This is a genomic window from Sphingobacterium olei, from assembly GCF_005048855.1.
Taxonomy (GTDB): domain Bacteria; phylum Bacteroidota; class Bacteroidia; order Sphingobacteriales; family Sphingobacteriaceae; genus Sphingobacterium; species Sphingobacterium olei.
Window position 1 is genome coordinate 101,579 of record NZ_SUME01000010.1, and the last position, 22,797, is coordinate 124,375.

The following is a 22,797-nucleotide window of genomic DNA, read 5'->3' on the forward strand; positions in this document are numbered from 1 at the left end:
GTTAGACATAAAATGCTTAAAAAATTTATAGAAAGGCCCGTACTGGCTACCGTTATTTCGATACTGCTGGTTATTTTGGGGATCATCGGGATCTTGAAATTACCGCTACAACAATTCCCTGATATTGCCCCTCCTGCAGTACAAGTAACTGCCTTATATCCGGGTGCTAACGCTGAAACCGTATTACGCGCAGTCGCCCCATCATTAGAAGAATCTATAAATGGGGTTGAGAACATGAGTTACATGAGCTCAACAGCTAGTAATGACGGATCCTTAATGATCACAGTATATTTTAAATTAGGAACAGATCCTGATCAAGCTGCTGTCAATGTTCAGAATCGTGTTTCCCAGGCAACGAGTCAGCTTCCAGCGGAGGTTATTCAAGCGGGTATCACTACAGCAAAGCAACAGAACAGCTTGATCATGGTTTTGGATCTGTATACAGAGGATGAAGGGAAGTATGATCAAACTTTTATCACGAATTATGCGCAAATTAATATTATCCCAGAGCTTAAACGGATCTCGGGTGTAGGACAAGCCGTTGCATTTGGTGGTAGCAAAGATTATTCTATGCGGGTGTGGCTCAACCCTAATCAAATGGCCACTTATAAACTTACCCCAGCAGAGGTGATGGCGGCTATTCAGGATAAGAATGTAGAAGCTGCGCCAGGAAAATTTGGAGAAAGTAGCACAGAAGCATTTGAATTTGTTATTAAATACAAAGGAAAATTAAATCAACCAAGTGACTATGAAAATATCATCATCCGCTCAAATGTAGACGGTTCGATCTTAAGACTTAGGGATGTTGCACGAGTAGAGCTTGGTTCCTACACATACGCAAGTCACACCCGTATAAACGGCAAAGCAGGACTTAATATTGGGGTCATGCAACTCGCAGGCTCTAATGCGAATGAAATCCAGATAGCTATCCAGGAATTTATGGAAAAAGCGTCGCTCAGTTTTCCTAAAGGAGTTAAATATCTGGTATTGTATAATACTAAGGATGCCCTAGATCAATCTATTGATCAAGTAAAGCATACGCTTGTGGAAGCATTCATTCTGGTATTTCTGGTTGTATTTCTATTTCTTCAAGATTTTAGATCCACCCTTATTCCGGCAATTGCTGTTCCCGTCGCCATCATTGGTACGTTCTTTTTTATGCAGCTTTTTGGATTCTCGATCAATTTGTTAACTCTATTCGCACTTGTTCTCGCTATAGGTATAGTAGTTGATGATGCCATTGTGGTCGTTGAAGCGGTGCATTCTAAAATGGAACATGATCACCTCCCACCTAAGTTAGCCACTACATCCGCTATGAGTGAGATCACAGGAGCAATTATCTCCATCACGCTAGTCATGTCTGCGGTATTTTTACCTATTGGGTTTATGGAAGGATCTACAGGCGTATTTTATAGGCAGTTTGCATTTACGTTGGCTATAGCGATAGTTATCTCCGCAATTAATGCGTTGACACTTAGTCCGGCACTCTGCGCGTTATTTCTTAAATCTTCACATCATGGTGGAGCAACAGGTAAAGAAATAGGTTTTAAAGAAAAGTTTTTCACCGGATTCAATGTCGGTTTCGATCGACTTACTAAAAACTATCTGGGCAGTCTTAAATTTTTGATTCGCTACAAATGGGTGGCATTGTCGGGTTTGGCCTTGGTACTTATTCTTAGCATATTTATGATCCGAAAAACACCAACAGGATTTATTCCGTCAGAGGATCAGGGATTTATTGCAATTTCACTTTCCATGCCTGCTGGAGCATCGTTGGATCGAACTTCTGAGGCGCTACGAGAGGCTGAGAGACAGTTACAAACAGCCCCATTTACGAAAACTTTGAATGTGCTCGCTGGGTTCAATATTCTGACCCAGTCAACAAGTCCGTCTGCGGGTGTAGCCTTCATCTTGCTCAAACCGCATAAAGAACGGGGTGACATTAAAGATATTAATACCATCATGGGGGATGTGAATCAAAAATTAGCAAATATAAAGGGTGCAAATTTCTTTGTGTTTACTTTTCCTACTGTTCCTGGTTTTAGTAACGTAGATGGATTAGACATGGTTTTACAAGATCGTACGGGTGGGCAATTGGGTAAATTCAGTGAAATCGGTCAGGGATTTATCGGACAACTGATGCAGCGTCCCGAAATTCAAATGGCATTTACAACGTTCAAAGCTGATTACCCACAATACGAACTTCAGGTAGATGACATTAAGGCGGAACAACTTGGAGTGAATACAAAAGATATATTACAGACGATGCAAGCCTATTTTGGTAGCGCCCAGGCGTCCGATTTTAATCGATTTGGAAAGTATTACCGAGTGATGGTACAAGCTGATATTGCAGATCGTACCGAACCATCATCTATGGATGGCATCTATGTAAAGAACAGGTCTGGCGATATGGTTCCGATCAACACCCTTGTCAAATTGGATAGAGTATACGGTCCCGAAACAGCTTCTCGTTACAACCTCTTTAATTCTATCGGCATCAACGCGATTCCCAACCCTGGGTTTAGTTCCGGAGATGCAATTCGTGCCGTTGAAGAGGTTGCGAGTCAGCATTTACCTACCGGCTATACATATGAATTTTCAGGTATGACAAAAGAAGAAATTGTGTCGGGAGGTCAGTCCACCCTGATCTTTATCCTTTGTTTGATTTTTGTATATTTCTTACTGGCAGCACAATATGAAAGTTATATTATACCACTCGCAGTCGTTCTTTCCATTCCAACAGGAATATTCGGCGTATTCGCTGCCATTGGACTGACCGGAATCTCCAATAATATCTACGTACAAGTAGCACTTGTCATGCTGATTGGATTATTGGCCAAGAATGCTATTCTTATCGTCGAATTTGCTATTCAAAGACGCAAACGCGGGGAATCAATCTCAAATGCGGCGCTTGAAGCCGCTAAGCTTAGATTGAGGCCTATCATTATGACATCTTTGGCATTTATCGTAGGGATGATACCAATGATGGGAGCAGTGGGGCCATCTGCTCAAGGTAATCATTCGATCAGTATAGCGGCAGCGGGTGGTATGCTATCTGGAGTTGTATTGGGGTTATTTATTATTCCTATACTTTTTATCATATTTCAGTATTTACACGAAAAAATATCAAAATCGTCTTCCAAAGAACAGCATATACCGTTGGCTCCGAGAGCACGTCAGGAATTTGAGACAACATCTGTTCAGACCTACACCGAGTGATACAACATTTTTAAAAAATACATTCATGAGCATAAAAAATAACTTCAGTATTACATTATTTTTATCCTTGTCGTTAACGGCTTGCCAGACGCAACAGGTGGTAAATACATTACCTCCGGAGCTTCCTGATCAATATAGGGCGGGAGATAGCATGGAATCGGAAACCAATATGGCATCCATACCATGGCGCGATTTTTTTCAGGACAGCCTATTAAAAGAGTTGATAGACATCGCAATAGATCAAAATGTTGATATGCAGCTCGCCATCAAAAATATAGAAGCTTCGCAATTAATGCTTCGTCGAGCTAAAGCCGCATATCTTCCAAACCTTCAATTCAAGGTAGCCGCTAATAGTACCAATCCTTCTAATAACAGCATGAGTGGACTAAGCCTTGGCGAATTTTTAGGACAAAATCATGTAGAAGACTATACTGCGGCGCTTTCCCTTTCATGGGAAGCAGATATTTGGGGAAAGATTAAAAATCAAAAAGCAGCTGCATTAGCATCTTACCTTCAAACTGAGGAAGTAAGGAAAGCAGTACAGACACAGCTTGTTGCACAAGTCGCACAGGGTTATTACCAGCTTCTTATGCTTCACCAGCTTCACGATATTGCCCGACAAAATCTAAACCTGAGTGATAGTACCCTCCGCATTGTGCAACATCAATATGAGGTCGGTGATATCAGTCTACTTGCGGTAGAGCAAGTTGCAGCTCAAAAATTAGCAGCCGCATCTTTGATGCCCGATTTTGAACAGCAGATTCAGATTCAGGAAAATGCTATCCAAATTCTCAGTGGAAGATTGCCGCAGGGAATCCGTACCATGGGAACGCTGAATACGATTGTTTTACCTTCTTACGTGGATGTTGGTATACCTGCAGAACTATTGAGTAAAAGACCTGATGTTAAGCAGGCTGAGCTTGTTGTTACTGCAGCACATGCATATCAACAGTCCGCAAAAGCTAAAATGTATCCCTCGCTAGTGATAAGCGCGGAAGCAGGTGTCAATGCACTCAAAGCCAGCAATTGGTTCAATATACCAGCCTCTGTATTTGGCGCCGTAGCAGGCAGTATTACACAACCGGTCTTGCAACGTAGGGAATTGAAAACGCAATATGAAATCGCTCGTGTTGAGCAAGAAAAAAGCGTCATTGTATTTAGACAATCTGTTATTAACGCTGTAGGAGAAGTTTCTGACGCACTGATTTCCATTCAAAAACTGAAACAAAAACAACAAATTGCCCAGGATAGAACAAATCGATTAAAGAATGCCATACAACATGCCGATCTACTTTTTGAAACAGGGATGGCTACATACCTGGAAGTAATTACGGCGCAAAGCAATGTTCTTCAAAGCGAATTAGAGCTTACACAGATTAAGAAAGCGGAATTATCCGCAGTAGTGAATCTTTACAGATCGTTAGGCGGTGGTTGGTCTGCTTTCTAAGTGGTCCAGAAGAGATGACCAAGTTTTTGACAATGGGGGCCGACGACCTTTTTTAGACGTCCCCATTGTCAAATTATTCAGATTAAAGGTGGACCCCACCAGCCACTTCGATCCGCTGTCCGTTTATCCATTTGGAATCGTTGGAAACCAGAAAGGCGGCTACATGACCAATATCATCGGGTAAACCCACCCTACCCAAAGCAGTAACTCCTGCTATCATTGCATTTACATCTTTATTATCCCGCACAGCACCGCCACCGAAATCTGTTTCTATTGCCCCAGGAGCCAATGTATTTACACGGATACCTTTATCTCCTAAGAATTTTGCCTGATAGCGAGTAAGGGTTTCTACACCTCCTTTCATAACAGCATATGCGTCGTAACCGGTAGTGGTAAATCTTGCTAACCCTGACGAAATATTTACAATACTACCACCATTTGAAATGAGTGGAAATAGTTTTTGTACTAAAAAGAACGGTGCTTTCAAATGCACATTTACCATTGCATCAAACTGTTCTTCAGTAGTGTTACTCATATCAGCGTGAATGCCAAACCCAGCATTGTTTATCAACGCATCAATGTACTGCGAATGGAATTCAGTTTCTAATAGGATTTTTAGATTCTCTACAAATAGATCGAATGTTTTGCTTTGCGAAACATCCAGTTGTAAAGCAAAAGCCTTGTTACCACCTGCTTTCATATCGGCTACAACCTTTTCCGCTTCAGCTTGTTGACTGTTGTAAGTAATGATCACATCAAAACCTTTTTTTGCAGTTTTCAAAGCCATATCTTTTCCCAATCCACGACTTCCTCCCGTAATAAGGACTAGTTTTTTTCTATTGTCTGACATTTTTTTCGTTTTAAAATTTATAATACAAATGTCGTGACTAGTTAATAAAGGTAGTTGCAAAATTCAATGGATTAGTTGCGAAAATCAAATATTGTATTCTTGCTAAAGCTACCGGGTTAATAGAACTGGTTGATTTATCTAATTATTGCGCTTTAATCCATTACATCTCTATACGACAGTGGCGATATGTTCGTGTTCTTTTTAAAGAAATTTGAAAAATGAGCCACTTCTTCAAATCCCAATCCGTAAGCGATTTCGGAAATATTCCATGGTGTTTGCTTCAATAAGATTCGTGCCTCCTGCAGTATTCTTGCTTTTATAATTTCGGTGGTGGTTTTTCCTGTTCGTTCTTTTAATACTTTATTTAGATGATTTACATGTACTCCAAGCGTTTGTGCATAGTCTATCGCCGACTTTAATCGTATGCTTTGCGAGGGCGACGAGATAGGAAATTGTCTCTCCAACAATTCAATAAAAAGAGTTGAAATTCTTGCAGATGCATCAATACTACTTGAGACACTTTCAAGGGGTGTGAGCTTTTGACCGTAGTGAATTAGTTCCATCACATAGTTACGGAGGAGGTCATATTTATAGATGTAATCGGAATTGATTTCCTGATGCATTTTCTCGAAAACAAGCTTTACCTCTTTAGACTGATTAGCAGCTATGCGATAGATGAATTCCCCATTGAGTTGAAAAATAGGTAACTCGTCTATATGCATTCCGCTATTAGCCTTAGCCAAAAAATCTTTGGTAAATACACAAAAATGACCAGCTTGATTTACTTCTTGAGGAACATAACGATACGGGATCCTTGGCGTAGCAAATAGCAAGGCATAGTCATCTATGGTAATTACCTTGTCGGCATATTCCACTGTATTTTTACCTTTTATTAAACTGATCTTATAGTACGTGCGTCTATTGTAAGGCATTGTCGGTTTTGTTGACGATGCATTTTTTCTATCATAGAGTGTTGCAATATCGAACACGTTAAAATGTCCGATATCTACATTGTTCTGATCTTTTAGATAACGCGCTATTTGAGGACAATATTCACCAAAAATGTCATTATAAAAATCTTGTATAGTAATCAGATTTGTTTGCATAATTTGTAAAATTCAAACTTAGATAAATTTTCCTTTCGGCGCAATTATAATCGCGTTTTGATATAAAGGCAAATTATTCATAAGTATATGCTCAGAATGCATGAATGAGCGCTACGCGGTTTTCGGTTTCTCCTCAACCTTTGAAAACTTATTTATGGAGGAATTATAAAGAAATAATGGAACTATTCAAAAATCGTTTTGCAATAGGTATAAATCATAAATATTCCACTGACGTCGATGATATATAATACGAAGCTGCATCCTAAAACAATTATGCTGAATTCGTTGTTCTGACTTTAAAATCATTCATCATGTGGAACGAGTCGGATAATAAATTATACAGGTGTTTTACCTTCAGCGATTTTTCGGAAGCTTTCGCTTTTATGGTACGTGTAGCGATTCTCGCAGAATCGCAAAATCACCATCCTACCTGGAAAAATGAATACAATAAAGTAGAGATTTGGTTGACTACACACGACGCAGGCAACCGAGTAACAAATAAGGATCAAAAATTAGCAGAATCGATAAACAGGTTATTGTCATGAGTGCCGATACGAAGAAATTTACGGTTTTAGGTGGATTCAATCAAGTCTTGTTATTGCTAGTATTGATTTTTTTTATCCTCCATTATGCAAAAACTTTTCTAGTTCCTATCGCGATAAGCGGTCTGATGGCTATGCTTTTGGTTCCTGTATGCCGTAGACTTGAAAAATGGGGCATAAAACGAGCTCTGACGGCGGCGATAACAGTGTTGCTGACACTTCTGCTGATTAGTGGAGTCATTTACGTCCTGATAAATGAGCTAGTCAATCTAGGTACAGGTATGACGGTTTTAGGAGAACGCTTAAATACAATGCTTGGTAATGGACATGAATTTATCTCCGAACATTTCAACGTTTCCAAGGGAAAACAAAAAGAGTATTTACAGAGTCAAGTTTCCGAATGGTCTAATTCAGCTGGAAAACTCGTCAGTGGAGCGGTTTTTTCTATTGTTTCCCTATTGGGTAATCTGCTAATTATCACCGTATACACGATTTTGATTCTAATTTATAGAAGTCGAATCAAGAATTTTGTTCTTCAATTGGTAAATAGGTACGCAGGAACAGGAGAGGTGGCTCACACTAAGTTTATTGTTGATGAAATTACACAGATATCCAGCTTGTATGTAGGCGGAATATTTTTAGTAGTACTCATACTTTCTATTATCTATTTTACCGGCCTAACTATAATTGGTGTCGAGAATGCGTTATTCTTTGCTATCATTTCAGCTCTAATCAACGTGATTCCCTATATCGGATCGGTAGTAGGCGGAATAATAGTCGTGCTTTATACGTTGATCACGAGAGATACTCTTACAGTCCCAATCATCGTGACTATATTTTTTACGGTTGTGCAGCAATTGGACAGCTATGTACTTACACCAAATATTACAGGTAGTAAAGTCCGTTTAGGCCCTTTGTTTACCATAATGGTTCTTCTTTTGGGAGGTATGGTTTGGGGAGCTGCAGGAATGATCTTATTTATTCCAATACTGGGAATTTTTAAGGTGATTTTTGACAATGTAGATCCTCTGAAGCCTTATGGTTATTTAATTGGAGATACGTAGATTTTTTTGGTCTGTTAAGTCAGATCCAATTCCTGTCGCTGGCCGCTAGCACAGGCGCGATATATGGCATCTATAATCTTCATATCTTGGAGGCCGACTTTACCATCTACAGACAAAATGGGTGTTTTGCCATCCAGGATGATGCTCGCCATCTCATCCATCTGAATGGTTTGATGTGGCACGTGTGGGTGATTTAATTCTCCCTTGTTTGTACGTCCTTTTATGGGCCCGTATCCTGTTGATGGTCTCATTTCGGCAAAACCCTTCTCACCGTTTAGAAAGAAACGATCCAAAGAACCCATATTGTATGTAGATAAGCAGGAGGCTACGGCACCATTGGGAAAACCTAACTGAAATTGAATGGTTTCGTCCACTCCTTCCTTGAATTTGATCGGATCAGTTTTTGTTTCCTGTGCTGTCACCCAAATTGGATCTTCACCTATCATATATCGGGCACCATTTATTGCATAGATGCCGATATCCATAAGAGAACCTCCGCCTGCCAATTCCTTATTAAGACGCCATTGATTTGGATCTCCAATACGAAATCCAGACAGGCCTTGAAAAAACTTGATATTTCCGAATTCACCATCATTTCTCATGCGGACGACCTCAAGTGTATTGGGCTCAAAACGCATACGATAACCAATCAATAACTTCACGCCGGCAGCTTCACAAGCATCTACCATTTCGCGGCCCTCTTCTGCATTGATGGCCATTGGTTTTTCACAAATGGCATGTTTGCCCGCCCTAGCTACTCGTATAACCTGATCGTGGTGCAGCGAATTAGGTGTAATGACATATATTGCGTCGACTTCGGGGTTATTCTTGATATCATCAAAGTTTGCGTAATTATAATGATTTTGCTCAGGTACATTATACTTCTTGCCCCATTCTTCTAGTTTAGAAGGAGTGCCACTGATCAGCGCCGTTATTTTAGCCCTCTTGCAGGATTGCATAGCTTCGGCAACGTGCTGAGCGTAACCTCCTAATCCCATGAGTGCAACGCGTAAGACAGGTTTTTGAGGATCTATTGTCGACCACTGATCAAGATCTGAAGTAGCGTAAGAAGGTAAAAGGGGCAAAGCGATAGCCGATAAGGCTAATTTTTGAAGAAAGTTGCGACGTGAATTACTCATACTTGTTGGTTTAACGTAATATTTGATAAACAAAGTGCTCAATATATAGTTTGCCTATATTGCAAATATGTCGTTTTTATCCGAGACTTATCCACGAATCAGAATAAAAAAAGAGCAATGTCATAGTAAGACGGTTGCTCTTGAATGGTATGTACATTAGGTGATTCCTTCTATCTAGCTTGCTGCGGATAAATCTTGATCTTCACTGGATTCTTCCAAGATAGCCATCAATAAAAGATAATATCCTTTTTCTAGACCTAATTTTGCTGCTTTTACTTCAATATTTTCCATAATCTATTATATTTAGTTGTTAAGCCCTGTATTTGGATAATGTTTTTCAAAGCACATGCCAAAAAACAGAGGACATGGAAAACAAGGGATTAATCTCCCGTTTTAAGCGCATTTTTCTCGTATAAGGGTATTAATAAGGTTATTCCCGATGAAAATACGGAGTGAAATACGTGATCTACTGTTCTGTAAAAATGAAAGGCCTTCAGTCGGGGAGACTGAAGACCTTTACTAACCAATTATAAACCTAGAACAAAGATAGTGTATTTTATACACTTAGTCAAAATGTTTTTTTGTTTTTTTTTTAAAATGGTGTAAAGATGTAAGTCGTTAAAAACATGCAAGTTCTTATGTTATTTATATGCTTATAATTATAATACAACCTTTACAGAGTCATCTTCTTTTTTATCAAATATGGAATAACCATGTTTTGTCTCCGAAAGGGGAGAGAATGGGTGATGATATCATCAAGCACCATCTTAGTGTCATTTACGAGTTCAATAAGTTTGAATAGCCAGCGTACAGATCGGTATATGCTTTTTCGTTGTTCTACATAGTTGTCCGTTTAGGTCAATCAAAAGCCAGCAGTAAGGAAAGTTCAACTATTTTAGTAGAAGCATTCACTGATTAAAAACAGCACGTATCCCTATGGAAATTAAAACTTTAATGCCTTTGCAATGTTTACTTAAGATAGTATGGTTTGTTTACGTTTAACATTATGAAGATTATATTAACAGGAACAACCGGGATGGTAGGCGAGGGCGTTCTTTTGGAATGCCTTGCTAATCCATATGTTACCGAAGTGCTGAGTGTAAGCCGTAAGCCCTGTGGCCACGTAAATTCCAAACTGAAAGAGTATATTCTGCCTGATTTTTTGGATTTAAAGACGGAAGACGAACGGCTTAACGGATATGATGCTTGTTTTTTTTGTGCTGGAATTAGTAGCGTAGGACTTAAGGAAGAAGAATATACACGGATTACCTTCGACACGACTATCCATTTTGCGGAAGTGGTGTTGGCGCAAAATCCGAATGCTGTATTCATCTATGTAAGTGGTGCCGGTACCGATAGTACCGAAAACGGCCGCAGCATGTGGGCTCGGGTAAAAGGGAAGACAGAAAATACGCTGACGATGATGCCGTTTAAAAAAGTGTATAATTTTCGTCCCGGTTTTATGAAAGCAACAGACGGACAGAAGCACCTGCTACCGCTGTATAAATATATCGGTTGGATGTACCCGTTATTAAACGTACTGATTCCAAACGGTACAAGTACACTTCAGCAGGTTGCTAAGGCCATGATTCGTCTCGTTCATGCCGATTTTCAAAAAAAGATCATTAGTGTCAAAGAAATTAAAGCGTTGGCGTAATTTAATCGCTATTCTCTACATAATGTTTCAGCAGGTTCACGTTGGCAATTGCTTCGCCAATAGTATTGTTGAAATAAACAAAGACTTCTTTCCCGGATGATAGCCAATCTTTGATATAATAACTGTATTCCATTAAAAAATCATCATCATAACTTCCTTTGAAATCACCATTCGGACCATGGAAACGTAAGTAAATAAATTTTGTTTCCATCTGTTCTATATTCAAACCAATACTGCTTTTATCGTGAAAAACCATCGAAACTCCATATGCATCCAGTAATTTATATGTTTCCGCTCGGTACCATGATGCTTGCCTAAATTCAACACACACCTTCCAGTCTTGTTTAGGATTGCTTGCTGAGATTCTTTCCATTAATTGTTGTAAACGGGCAAAGGAATGAAATCCGGTCGACGGAGGCAATTGCACTAATAAGCAGCCTTTTTTTTCGCCAATAGCATCTATAGTCTCCATAAAACTCGTAACATCAACTGGATTAAAGATAAGTCCTTTCGTATGGGTAATACCTCTCCATAGCTTGAACGTGAATCGGAAGTTATCTGTTACCTCCTCCGACCATCTGCGTACAGTATTCGAAAGCGGAACCTTGTAGAATGAACTATTTACTTCCAGTGAGTTGAATAATATACTGTAAACAGCAAGCCTACTTTTAAGCCGTAAAGGTTCGGGATAAAAACTCTTGTTCTTATATGGTAAAAGAATACCACTTGTGCCAGAAAAATATAATGGATTCATTATAGCTGTCATTTTACCTGGATATAACAATCGAAACAGGTTTAAGTTGCTCAGCCTAGTTTCGAGAATCCCTGTGAGGTTAGTTAGTCTTGTAATAGGTTTTAACTATTGTGATATAGAGTTAATTGATTTTGATGACACTTATTAATATATTATCTTTATATTTCAAATGAGCCGATATAAATAATGGAATCATTGAAACCTATAGGATAAACGTTATTTGGCCGTAAAAATTAAATAGATATAAACAACCATATATTCAATAAAAACTATAAAAAATGGAAAAAGAAACAAACGATATCAGCAAGTGCCCGTTTCATAACGGAAGTATGAAACATAATGTAGGCGGTGGTGGTACTAGAAACCGTGATTGGTGGCCTAATCAGCTAAAACTGAATATCCTACGTCAACATTCTTCTTTATCAAATCCAATGGGAGAGGAATTTAACTACGCCGAAGCTTTTAAAAGCCTTGACTTAGAAGCTGTGAAGACCGATCTTCATGCGCTCATGACCGATTCACAAGATTGGTGGCCAGCAGATTTCGGTCATTACGGTCCTTTGTTCATTCGTATGGCCTGGCATAGTGCAGGCACGTACCGCGTAGGCGACGGTCGTGGCGGTGCAGGTGCAGGACTACAACGTTTTGCCCCACTGAATAGCTGGCCGGACAATGTAAGCCTCGATAAAGCCCGCCGGTTGCTTTGGCCCATCAAGCAAAAATATGGCCGGAAAATTTCATGGGCAGATTTGATGATCCTAACCGGTAACGTGGCATTGGAGTCTATGGGTTTTAAGACGTTTGGCTTTGCTGGCGGACGTGAAGATGTCTGGGAGGCAGATGAATCTGTTTATTGGGGTTCTGAATCTACTTGGTTAGGTGGCGACCTCCGGTATGGTCACGGCTCCGAAGGTGTGCCAAAGGAAGAAGGCGTATTAGTTTCGGACGATGATGCTGATGGTGATATACATTCCCGAGACCTCGAAAAGCCACTTGCCGCCGTGCAGATGGGCTTAATCTACGTTAATCCTGAAGGTCCTGATGGAAATCCTGATCCTATCGCAGCTGCCAAAGATATACGTGATACCTTCGGTCGCATGGCGATGAATGATGAAGAAACTGTCGCACTGATTGCGGGGGGGCATACCTTCGGCAAAACCCACGGTGCAGGTAATTCAGACCTAGTAGGAGCTGAGCCTGAGGCAGCCTCCATCGAAGAGCAAGGTTTGGGTTGGAAGAATAGTTTTGGCACAGGAAAAGGAGCAGATACGACGACCAGTGGTTTGGAAGTTACCTGGACATCATCCCCGACGAAATGGAGTAACAATTTCTTCTGGAATCTGTTCGGGTATGAATGGGAGTTAACGAAGAGCCCGGCTGGTGCACATCAGTGGCGACCAAAGCACGGTATGGGAGCTGATACGGTGCCACATGCACACGATCCTTCAAAACGAATTGCGCCAGCCATGCTTACGACAGATCTTGCGCTACGGTTTGATCCCGTCTATGAAAAGATATCAAGAAATTTTCTTCAAAATCCAGATCAATTTGCAGATGCCTTTGCCCGAGCATGGTTTAAATTAACACATCGCGATATGGGACCCCGTGAACGCTACCTAGGGCCAGATGTTCCGCAAGAAGAATTGCTTTGGCAAGATCCCATTCCTGCAGTCGACCATATATTGATAGATGACCATGATATTGCGAGCCTAAAAGCAAATGTATTGGAATCTGGTTTAACGGTGTCAGAATTAGTTACTACAGCATGGGCCTCAGCCTCGACCTTCCGGGGGTCTGACAAACGTGGCGGTGCAAATGGTGCACGTATCCGCTTGACTCCTCAAAAAGACTGGCAGGTCAACAATCCTCTGCAACTGCAAAAAGTATTAAACATATTGGAGGATATTCAAAGCGATTTTAATGCTGCGCAGGCAGATGGGAAGAAAGTGTCGCTAGCAGATTTGATCGTGCTAGCTGGTTGTGCCGGTGTTGAGAAAGCTGCCAAAGACGCCGGACACAGTACCACTGTGCCTTTTACACCGGGGCGCATGGACGCTTCCCAGGAACAAACCGATGTGGAGTCCTTTGGTTACCTAGAGCCTATTGCCGATGGCTTTAGGAATTACCGCAAACCAAACCCACATGTATCTACCGAAGAGTTGCTCATCGATAAGGCGCAGCTGCTAACACTTACGGCGCCGGAGCTGACTGTGTTGTTGGGAGGATTACGTGTATTGGATACAAATGCCGATGGTTCCAAGCATGGTGTTTTTACATCCCGTCCAGAGGTGCTTACCAACGATTTCTTTGTAAATCTATTGAATATGAACACAGTTTGGAAAGCAATAGACGACGACAGAGAAGTTTATGAAGGTAGCGACCGCAGCAGTGGAGAATTCAAATGGACCGGTACCCGCGCGGATCTTGTTTTTGGTTCTAATTCAGAATTGAGAGCTCTTGCCGAGGTTTACGGAAGCGCGGATGCGCAGGACAAATTTGTTAGTGACTTTATATCCGTCTGGAATAAAGTAATGAATTTAGATCGGTTTGACTTAAACTGAAGTGTCTGATTGAGACAAATAAATATAACGCTTTAAGGAACTGCAAATACAGCAAACGGGCACGTCTGCTGTATTTGTTTTTTGTATCGGTATCAACTTCATGCTCCATAGAATGCGTGATCAATCAATCCTGTCGAATATAGCTCTTACGAGTTGCCATCTGATCAGGCAAATTAGTTTCTAGCATTATATCAGCTGTATTGTCAGTAGTCCGCTTCAAAGTAAGTACGGTGATTTCAGGCCACATACCGACCCTGCCTTTTAATCCGTGATAACCGAAGCCTCTGTTTACGTAGAGGTACTTTCCGTCCTTCGTGTAGAGACCTGCCCACTGCTTATAGAAATACTGGATAGGACTCCATTTAAAGCCAAATAGTTCAATGCCGAATTGCATCCCGTGGGTGTGTCCTGCCAACGTAAGATGTACATGCTGCTTATGAATAGTGACCTCATCCCAGTGCGACGGATCATGAGACATTAATAGCTTAAACGAGTCATCAGGGATATTAGCCGTTGCTTTTTTCAAATCACCATATTGATGGAAGCCGCTTTTCCCCCAATTCTCTACACCAATTAGCGCAATACTTTGGCCCTGTTTGGCGATTGTTACTGTCTCGTTGAGCAATAATTTAAAGCCCATTTCCGCATGAATTTCCTTTAGACGCCTAAGATTTGCATCCTTGGCCGCACTGCTTTCCCATTTAATGTAATCACCGTAATCATGATTACCCAAAACAGCATATTTTCCATACGGCGCTTTCAGCTTTGTGAAACTCACTATCCACGGATCCATTTCTGAAGCCATATTATTGACTAGATCGCCCGTAAATAATAGCAGGTCGCTGTTTTGGTCATTTGCCAGATCGATACCTTTTTGCACGCCTTTAGTATCGCTCCAGCTTCCGGAGTGTATATCGGATAACTGCGTGATGGTAAAACCGTCAAATGCCTCTGGCAGGTCTGGAAAATAAATCGTTTCTTTTCGCACCTTATAAAAATGCTTTCCACGCGTTAAGCCAAAAACGATAACAAGAAAGATCACTCCCCCAATTGCAAGCGTAGCCTCACTTACGTAGATGCTTCTTGCTGGAAAACTACGAAACAACCGGACGATATCCTCTGCCAATAGGATCGGAAAGGAAAATAATTTAGGAACAAACAGGAGTAGCATTGCCGTAATCAGCACTGCGATAAAACGTTGTACACTGTCACCCGCTCTACGTATAAATACTATGGATATTATTCCAGCGATTAATAAGAGATCTATAAGCCAATAGCCGATATGAAACAGCGGATTTTGCGTAATGGTAATAATAGCCTGATAAAAATAGATATCACCTATCAGGAAAAGCGATAATATGAGGATAGCCCTTTTTGCCATATATAATTTATTTTAAAAAGCAGACGCACTCATGTAACAATGTTTTAGATACATAGGGCTTTTAAAACCAAGATTTTTGTGTTTTTTACTGCTTTGCGGAGAAAAATAGGCAACAAAATACAAAACTAGTTCAGGGTAAAGTAAAATTTAAGAATGGGAAGAGGGAACTTTCACATTTGGAATAATAATTTCTTGCCATAGGATAAGTATCTGCACTGGCAAACACCTTAATTTTAGTAAAAATAAAATAGTTGACAACGGACTTCAAAATTATTAAACATGGACACACCAAAATCATCAAAGTTAGCCGTTATTATTCCGGCTTATCGAATGCATACCCAGAGCTTTTTAAATGTTTTAGAAGGACTTTCAGAGGCCGATGCGATGAAGCGAATCGATGGTCGGACTAATCATATCACATGGATGGCTGGCAATTTCGTCAATGTACGCTATGGAATAGCACATGTGTTAGGACTTCCGGAAGAGGACCCTTATCACGATTTATTTTATATGGGGAAAACATTAGATGAGCACTTTTCTTATCCGAGTTTGGACAAACTGAAAGAAAGCTTCCATACTATCTCACCAAAAGTTTATCAAAGTTTACTGGAAGTACAAGAAGAACAATTGGCGGAAATTTTCCGGATAAATATGAATATTCCTTTCGTACGGGAAGATAAACTTAATTTTATTGGCATGTGCATTGGGAGACAAGATTATCTATGTGGACAAATGGCGCTTATGCGACGGCTGCTTCACTACCCCGCGATGAAGTATGATACAGACGAAAATATTACGTATTGATATACCCACCTAGATCTAGTGCAGAACCAATCACAATTTGCTAAGTTTGACATTAGCCTTTTGATATTCTCCAATTTTAAAAATTGCAGAGCGAGAAACCCGACAGAACGATTTTCTAAAGGTAATTGATGCTCGACTTAAGAAGGATTAAAATATTTGAGTATGAACGAAATTGAAAAATACATTTTGCAGTTTCCAAACGATGTTCAAGACATCCTACGGAAAATTCGAAAATTGATTAAAGATAATGCACCCGAAGCGGAAGAATTGATGGCTTATGGCATGCCCGGTTATAAGACAAATAAGAAGCCATTGGTTTATTTTGCAGGGTTTAAAAATCATATCGGTTTTTATGCAACACCTTCGGGACACGGCGAATTTAGTGACGAACTTTCAACATATAAACAAGGAAAAGGTTCAGTTCAATTCCCGCTTAATCAAGCCATACCTTATGAATTAATGGAAAGAATTGTAAGATTTAGAGTGACAGAAAATAACAACAAGGCAAAGCGCTAGATTGCTCATAAAGGCGGGTTAAATGGGTAACATCTGGTTGCCTTATATATTGATGAGGGTTATTTTATTATTTTAATAGCGCATTACGACAATTTTTTATAGTTTTGGTCATCTAGAATTTTAAACAAAGAAATGTCGTTAACAAACTTGTCAGGACGTGTTGCTCTCGGAATAGATGTTGGTGGGACCAATACTAAATTTGGTGTAGTCAACCATCGGGGAGAAGTCCTTGAAAAAGGAGACCTCAGAACAGATGAATACGAAAAGGTAGAAGATTTCATTGATGCCTTATATAATACAGTTTATCCTTTAATCGAGAAATACGGTACAGCAGAGAATTTTGACGGAATCGGTGTAGGTATCCCTAACGGTAATTACTATAGCGGTACTATCGAACAAGCTGCCAATCTGCCTTGGAAAGGTGTGATTCCTTTTGCTGAGATGATGCATGCAAAGTTCAACATACGCTGCACCATTACCAATGATGCGAATGCTGCAGCACTGGGCGAGATGCTTTTCGGCGCTGCACGCGGAATGAAGGATTTTATCATGATTACCTTAGGTACAGGTGTAGGAAGTGGTATAGTTGCCAATGGCAATTTAGTATATGGGCATGACGGCTTTGCCGGTGAATTGGGACATACCATCGTAAAACCAGGTGGACGAAAGCACTGGAGTACGGGATCAGAAGGTAGCCTGGAAGCATACGCTTCAGCAACGGGCATAGCTATTACAGCGAAGAAAATGAGAGCAGAGTTTCCAAGTTCCATGCTCAATCAATTTCCGGAAGACGCTATCAATTCTAAAACAGTTTATGAATGCGCGATTAAGGAAGACCCGATAGCCATTGAAGTATTTAGATATACAGGACAAAAACTTGGAGAAGCTTTGGCTAACTTTGTGATGTTTTCTTCTCCCGAAGCAATTCTTTTATTTGGTGGAGTTATCAAAGCGGGGGATTTCATCCTAAAACCAACGAAACTTCATATGGAAAGAAACCTATTTCCGATCTTCAGAAACAAAGTGAAATTAGTGTTCAGCGAACTCGCCGAGGCAGACGCGGCGATCCTTGGAGCAAGCGCTTTGGTGTTGGGAATAAAGAAGTAGATTGGTATTCTACCCCTCGTTATCAGCGAGATAGATATCATGAACTAAAAAGCGGATTTTTGGATTCGGAAGAAGCATCTCTAGAACATCTTCCGAATCAATAGGATAGAGTGTCTCTTGATCGCCATCTAATAATTCTGAATCAGGAATTAACTCGTACAGCGTGACGTTATTGATAGACGTTAATTCTTCCACTTTAATATAAGTGACGTGCTGGGACTTCCAATTTAACAAAATAGTTTTTGTAAATAATTGATACGGATTATGCTCTTGATCTGACATGTTACCAAACATATAGAATAGACTTGTTAATTGCAACATTAATTATCAAATGTATTTTGAGGGCACCATCCAGGAGATGGATAATAAAAATAAACCGCTGCATTTGTAAACTAACGGAAATACTTTTTGTTTTACTAAAAAGGAACTCAACTTAAGAAAATGGAAAGAAGATCACATACAGTCTATACAAACTCGGGTCAAGAGATTTTATTTGAGTATAATATTGCAGACAAAGATTCGAATAGTTTTTCAATAATTAATATTAAACAGGACGGGGCGAGCATTCCTGATATTTTTGTTAGTCGGCCCCATGACACAGACCAACCTATATTTACGTCAACGGAAGAAGAAAGAGAAACTAAAATAGGTGATGAAAACACGCCAATAATGAAGTTTTGCAGATTAATTTTAGCCGAGGAATTAGAACAAAATTAATTGTCTCAATTATTGACGAAATTTGGTCATACCTAAAAAGAAGAAAATGAAATACAAAAAGTTAGGAAATAGCAATCTTGAGGTTTCAGTAATTACATTCGGCGCGTGGGCAGCAGGAGGTTGGATGTGGGGAAGTACGGATAGAAAAGATGCAGTCGACGCCATAAGGGCCTCTTATGATGTGGGTGTCACATCAATTGATACTGCACCAATTTATGGACAAGGAACAAGTGAAGAGATTGTTGGCGAGGCCATTAAAGGAATGGCTAGGGATAGCGTTCAGGTCTTAACTAAATTTGGGATGCGTTGGGATTTAGCGAAGGGAGATCTCGCAATGAACAGCAAGGATAACGATGGAAAAGCAATCGATATCTATAAATATGCTGGAAAGGAAAGCGTTATTTATGAATGTGAACAAAGCTTAAAGCGATTGGGCACAGACTACATCGATTTGTACCAAATCCATTGGCCAGATAGCACTACACCGATTGATGAAACCTTTGAGGCGGTTGTTCAGCTTATTGAACAAGGAAAAGTACGTCATGCAGGTGTTTGTAATTATAGCGCTGCCCAAATGATCGAAGCAGGTAAAATAGTGCCTTTGGTGTCCAATCAAGTACCATACAGCATGGTAAACCGTGGAATCGAGGAGGAGACATTACCCTATTGTGTTGTAAACGAAAAATCTATTTTGGCCTATAGTCCTTTGCAAAGGGGGTTGCTAACCGGTAAAATTTATGCAGGTTATCAATTCCAGGAAGGAGATAGCAGGGCAACTTTACGTTATTTTCAACCAGACTTTATAGCAAGGACCAATGCATTGTTGGATCAGCTAAAACCAATAGCTGAAGAGCACAATGCCACACTCGGACAATTGGTGTTGCGATGGACTGTTGAGCGACCGGGTATTACAGTTGCGTTAGCGGGAGCAAGAAATGCTGCACAAGCTATTGAAAATGCCAATGCTTTAAAATTCGATTTGAGTGAAGAAGAAATTATCCGCATAGATGCACTCGTATACGACTTTTAGTTGATCTATCTTTCGACTCGTATTGGTATGATTATCTTTATATTTACGGCAGTTGTTAACAATATTTTACCAGAAACATAAAACTTTTGGAGTAGATACGAGTTTAGATAGTAATCTACCTTTCAACTATGCGAAAAAATATACACCAAAATATCAACGGCAACACAAAAAATGATTTAGAACATAAGGTGCTCTCTAACGAAACGCAAGATAAATCTTTCCGTTTTGCGACTTTTACCCATATTGATTTTTTTTTACAAGATGCGCGAATGTTATTGAACAACGGATTTGTTGTGGTACTTTTGGGAGCTGTGAAAGAAAATTATTCAGATAACAAAAGTATGTTATTATTTTTTAGTCAGAATGACTCAAGGCTAGAAGCATGTAAAGATATCATAGACCGTGGGCAATATTTTTCATTCCATCCGGTGTTATTCAAAGGTAATAATCTAAAAAGCCGATTTAAACGTTTTGGATTTCTCGATTATTCGACAACGGAATCATTGTTATTGAAAGATGAAGAACAGCATATAGTAAAAGCTCTTCTCCATTTAATTGCTGAAGAATCAAAAAATGATGCCGACGGCATGAGTGCCGATATTTTATTTTCCTATACCGAATTGCTTCTACAGCATATGAATAGGTTCTATCAACGCTGGTTCAATGACAGGTTCGAGGAGATCTGTGCGATAGATCGCGAATATCAGGACTTACTAATCCACACCTTTAAACCAAATGAAAAAAACACCGGTAGATTACCGAGTCTAACTGTTTTTGCCCGAAAACTTCAGCTAACAAGTTGCTATCTCAACGATATTTCCCAAATAGTTTCCGGCCAGACCGCACAGGAAAGAATTGAAGTTAAAGTCATCGATGCTGCCAAACAACTGTTAGCAAGCACAAATCTTTCTGTAGCCGAAGTAGCAGACCGTTTAGGCTTTTCTCAGCCGCAATCATTAAATCGGCTATTTAAAAGAAAAACACAAATTACACCGTTGGAATATCGTATATCGATCACCTAGTTTCAGGTGTTTCCAAACCATTGGTTCATCTGTCCAATGATAACCGGATTCATCTTTATATAATACTAGTTTATCTTCTCTGATTTCATTTATCATTTTTGCTAATCGATCTAAAGTTTCAGGCAAGTCTTCCATGTCATCGCAGCTTAAATGTGTGTGAATGTCAGTTTTTCCATCAGGATCTTCTAATCCGATTGTTATTTCTGAATTGTAAGTGGCTAGCCAGATAGAAAATGTATCCGCTTGATTTCTCAGATCACAATCAAATGAGCCATCGCCTTTAAAATCCAAAGACGAGAGAAATTCGGGGAAATTCTCTGCAAGAAATTCTTTTATTATTTCTGAAAAATAAATTTGTTCAATCATAGTTGCCCGGTCGTAGTTCTTTATTTTGCTGTCTTTCGTCTAAAGCTGCGAGTAATTCGCGTCAGCTCTCATTCATCTAATGTATCCAGTTTCCAATTTTTGTCACCCCTTATTTTTTTCCAGTCCCAATATGTTTCGTAAAATTTGTCGTGTAGCCAGTCGTCAACTGGCTCCGAGTTTTCGTCAGGTTCTTTGTCTATCAGTTTTAACCCCGTCCAGTCGTCATTGCTGTTTTTGGGAAACCCAGTACCGTCAAACAAGTTAAGCATGTTGAAAATGATGCCTGCTGAATTATCAGCAATAACTTTTCTTAAACCATTTTTTAAGTGTTCGTTATTACCCAGTTTTTTGAGTTCTTCAATCTCTAATTCTGTCAAACCACAATTTGGCGGGTACGTTAAAAAGTTGAAATCTTTTTTGTCAAGAATATTGGTGACCAAAGTATCTGCAAATTCTTCTATGTCTTGATGAATGTCGAGTAATAAAATCTTTGCGTTATTATTTGAAAGCTCCATTATGTTACAATTTTAGTTGTCATTGGTAGTGTTTAGTAAGGAGGATGAAAATATGTGTAGCAATTCCGTTTTATTCATAAGAGTTTAATTCGTTCGGTTTGTCAAATATGCTCTATCCGATTGCTTAATATGTCGATAATTTGCCAATAAAAATAGGCACGGAACAAAGACCACGCGCCAGCGATTTGCATATACCGGTGCGAGTGGGGGGATTATTCCGAAGCAGACATTTACCAGTTATGGAGGATAGACTGCAGCTGGTCGAATATGAGGGTGCAATTTGTAAATGATATTTTATGTATCTGTTGTCACCTCATCCCACTCATCAGCTTGGAACGTTATCCAATTGACAGCATAGTGCCGCTCCATTACCGTACTACTTGACAGAGCAGCGGGGGCAGGTTTACCTTCTAGGTAAGCGTTGCGAACAGCCCAATGTGTGCGATAGATCAAGTCTGAAAAATCCAAGATATCTGCGGTTGCACGGATCCGGACTTGACGGATAAATTCGGACGGATCACTCAGAAATTCCGGCAATTTTTCGATGATCGCTTGAGCAATGACAAAATCATCTTTTAGTGTCAATTTGTCGACCAATCTAATACTCCACAATAATACCCATAAAGATTCGGCACGCCATGATACGTTAGTTTTATCCTGCTCATCCCAATTGTCCAGTTCTAATAACCTCCTTTCATCAGGCGAGACGTGGTCCCATATATCGTATTCCTTGAAGTAGTTGGTTATGTTATCTTTTTGTTGCGGTACTTCTAATATGTAAAGTAAGTAGGCTAGTATTAGTACTCTCTTTGTAATATCTTGTGCAGTACGGATTTTTGCTTCCTCTTCCGATTCAATGTAAGGCAAATGGTCTATATAGGGGATGCCAAGTTGCTTTAAAATCTTTTCAGACGCTTGCTTTCGCTGAAGAGGTGATTTTGAGTTGTTATTTTCTCTTGCGAAAAGGTTTAATAGTCCCATATGTTTTGTTCATTGTCTA

General features: G+C 39.8%; 21 protein-coding genes. 12 read left to right on the forward strand and 9 right to left on the reverse strand.

Annotated elements, in window-relative coordinates; genetic code table 11:
• Positions 1-12: 12 nt before the first annotated feature.
• Together FAZ15_RS19780 and FAZ15_RS19785 are read left to right on the forward strand one after the other, a co-directional pair.
• The gene (locus tag FAZ15_RS19780; RefSeq protein WP_136903099.1) at positions 13-3,219 is read left to right on the forward strand and encodes an efflux RND transporter permease subunit; all 3,207 of its coding nucleotides are present in this window, start codon (positions 13-15) and stop codon (positions 3,217-3,219) included.
• 25 nt (positions 3,220-3,244) lie between these two features.
• Positions 3,245-4,666, forward strand: coding sequence for an efflux transporter outer membrane subunit (locus tag FAZ15_RS19785; RefSeq protein ID WP_136903100.1), 1,422 nt, complete (start codon positions 3,245-3,247; stop codon positions 4,664-4,666).
• Positions 4,667-4,748: 82 nt separating this feature from the next.
• On the opposite strand, the gene FAZ15_RS19790 is transcribed toward FAZ15_RS19785, so the two are convergent.
• Together FAZ15_RS19790 and FAZ15_RS19795 are read right to left on the reverse strand one after the other, a co-directional pair.
• Positions 4,749-5,516, reverse strand: a complete 768-nt coding sequence (locus FAZ15_RS19790; RefSeq protein WP_136903101.1) for an SDR family NAD(P)-dependent oxidoreductase — start codon at positions 5,514-5,516, stop codon at positions 4,749-4,751.
• Between the two features lie 152 nt (positions 5,517-5,668).
• Complete coding sequence (locus tag FAZ15_RS19795) at positions 5,669-6,622, reverse strand: helix-turn-helix domain-containing protein (RefSeq protein ID WP_136903102.1); 954 nt, start codon at positions 6,620-6,622, stop codon at positions 5,669-5,671.
• A 311-nt stretch (positions 6,623-6,933) separates the two neighbouring features.
• Here FAZ15_RS19795 and FAZ15_RS19800 point away from each other — a divergent pair, with 311 nt between their 5' ends.
• The gene (locus FAZ15_RS19800; protein WP_136903103.1) at positions 6,934-7,167 is read left to right on the forward strand and encodes a 4a-hydroxytetrahydrobiopterin dehydratase; all 234 of its coding nucleotides are present in this window, start codon (positions 6,934-6,936) and stop codon (positions 7,165-7,167) included.
• A complete protein-coding gene (locus FAZ15_RS19805; protein ID WP_136903104.1) occupies positions 7,164-8,228 on the forward strand; it encodes an AI-2E family transporter in 1,065 nt (354 codons plus the stop codon). Before FAZ15_RS19800 ends, FAZ15_RS19805 begins: the two co-directional genes overlap by 4 nt.
• Positions 8,229-8,242: 14 nt before the next feature.
• Here FAZ15_RS19805 and FAZ15_RS19810 read toward each other — a convergent pair whose 3' ends face one another.
• On the reverse strand, positions 8,243-9,367 hold the full coding sequence (locus FAZ15_RS19810) for a Gfo/Idh/MocA family protein (protein ID WP_136903105.1): 1,125 nt from the start codon (positions 9,365-9,367) through the stop codon (positions 8,243-8,245).
• Positions 9,368-10,373: 1,006 nt separating this feature from the next.
• Between FAZ15_RS19810 and FAZ15_RS19815 the strand changes: the two genes are divergently transcribed.
• The gene (locus FAZ15_RS19815; protein ID WP_136903106.1) at positions 10,374-11,024 is read left to right on the forward strand and encodes an NAD-dependent epimerase/dehydratase family protein; all 651 of its coding nucleotides are present in this window, start codon (positions 10,374-10,376) and stop codon (positions 11,022-11,024) included.
• Position 11,025: 1 nt separating this feature from the next.
• Here FAZ15_RS19815 and FAZ15_RS19820 read toward each other — a convergent pair whose 3' ends face one another.
• Positions 11,026-11,778 carry a DUF72 domain-containing protein gene (locus tag FAZ15_RS19820; RefSeq protein ID WP_136903107.1) on the reverse strand — a complete coding sequence of 251 codons (753 nt, stop codon included), beginning with the start codon at positions 11,776-11,778 and terminating at the stop codon, positions 11,026-11,028.
• Positions 11,779-12,056: 278 nt separating this feature from the next.
• On the opposite strand from FAZ15_RS19820, the gene katG reads away from it, so the two are divergent.
• Complete coding sequence (gene katG / locus FAZ15_RS19825; protein WP_136903108.1) at positions 12,057-14,339, forward strand: catalase/peroxidase HPI; 2,283 nt, start codon at positions 12,057-12,059, stop codon at positions 14,337-14,339.
• A gap of 124 nt (positions 14,340-14,463) precedes the next feature.
• On the opposite strand, the gene FAZ15_RS19830 is transcribed toward katG, so the two are convergent.
• On the reverse strand, positions 14,464-15,720 hold the full coding sequence (locus FAZ15_RS19830) for a metallophosphoesterase (protein ID WP_136903109.1): 1,257 nt from the start codon (positions 15,718-15,720) through the stop codon (positions 14,464-14,466).
• Between the two features lie 279 nt (positions 15,721-15,999).
• Between FAZ15_RS19830 and FAZ15_RS19835 the strand changes: the two genes are divergently transcribed.
• The 3 genes from FAZ15_RS19835 (at position 16,000) to FAZ15_RS19845 (ending at position 18,147) form a co-directional block, all read left to right on the forward strand.
• The gene (locus tag FAZ15_RS19835) at positions 16,000-16,524 is read left to right on the forward strand and encodes a DinB family protein (RefSeq protein WP_136903110.1); all 525 of its coding nucleotides are present in this window, start codon (positions 16,000-16,002) and stop codon (positions 16,522-16,524) included.
• Between the two features lie 162 nt (positions 16,525-16,686).
• The gene (locus FAZ15_RS19840) at positions 16,687-17,040 is read left to right on the forward strand and encodes an iron chaperone (protein WP_136903111.1); all 354 of its coding nucleotides are present in this window, start codon (positions 16,687-16,689) and stop codon (positions 17,038-17,040) included.
• A 132-nt stretch (positions 17,041-17,172) separates the two neighbouring features.
• On the forward strand, positions 17,173-18,147 hold the full coding sequence (locus tag FAZ15_RS19845) for an ROK family protein (protein ID WP_136903112.1): 975 nt from the start codon (positions 17,173-17,175) through the stop codon (positions 18,145-18,147).
• Positions 18,148-18,156: 9 nt separating this feature from the next.
• On the opposite strand, the gene FAZ15_RS19850 is transcribed toward FAZ15_RS19845, so the two are convergent.
• On the reverse strand, positions 18,157-18,429 hold the full coding sequence (locus FAZ15_RS19850; protein ID WP_136903153.1) for a hypothetical protein: 273 nt from the start codon (positions 18,427-18,429) through the stop codon (positions 18,157-18,159).
• A 159-nt stretch (positions 18,430-18,588) separates the two neighbouring features.
• Here FAZ15_RS19850 and FAZ15_RS19855 point away from each other — a divergent pair, with 159 nt between their 5' ends.
• The 3 genes from FAZ15_RS19855 (at position 18,589) to FAZ15_RS19865 (ending at position 20,916) form a co-directional block, all read left to right on the forward strand.
• Positions 18,589-18,864, forward strand: a complete 276-nt coding sequence (locus FAZ15_RS19855; RefSeq protein ID WP_136903113.1) for a hypothetical protein — start codon at positions 18,589-18,591, stop codon at positions 18,862-18,864.
• A gap of 46 nt (positions 18,865-18,910) precedes the next feature.
• Positions 18,911-19,894 (forward strand): aldo/keto reductase, encoded by a 984-nt coding sequence (locus FAZ15_RS19860; protein ID WP_136903114.1) that lies wholly within the window; start codon positions 18,911-18,913, stop codon positions 19,892-19,894.
• 128 nt (positions 19,895-20,022) lie between these two features.
• The gene (locus FAZ15_RS19865; RefSeq protein WP_136903115.1) at positions 20,023-20,916 is read left to right on the forward strand and encodes a helix-turn-helix domain-containing protein; all 894 of its coding nucleotides are present in this window, start codon (positions 20,023-20,025) and stop codon (positions 20,914-20,916) included.
• Here the strand turns inward: FAZ15_RS19865 and FAZ15_RS19870 are convergent.
• The 3 genes from FAZ15_RS19870 to FAZ15_RS19880 form a co-directional block, all read right to left on the reverse strand.
• Positions 20,860-21,282, reverse strand: coding sequence for a hypothetical protein (locus FAZ15_RS19870; protein WP_136903116.1), 423 nt, complete (start codon positions 21,280-21,282; stop codon positions 20,860-20,862). The two genes, FAZ15_RS19865 and FAZ15_RS19870, sit on opposite strands and share 57 nt — an antisense overlap.
• A 68-nt stretch (positions 21,283-21,350) precedes the next feature.
• The gene (locus FAZ15_RS19875; RefSeq protein ID WP_136903117.1) at positions 21,351-21,797 is read right to left on the reverse strand and encodes a hypothetical protein; all 447 of its coding nucleotides are present in this window, start codon (positions 21,795-21,797) and stop codon (positions 21,351-21,353) included.
• A 294-nt stretch (positions 21,798-22,091) separates the two neighbouring features.
• Complete coding sequence (locus FAZ15_RS19880; protein ID WP_136903118.1) at positions 22,092-22,778, reverse strand: DUF4272 domain-containing protein; 687 nt, start codon at positions 22,776-22,778, stop codon at positions 22,092-22,094.
• Positions 22,779-22,797 lie beyond the last annotated feature (19 nt).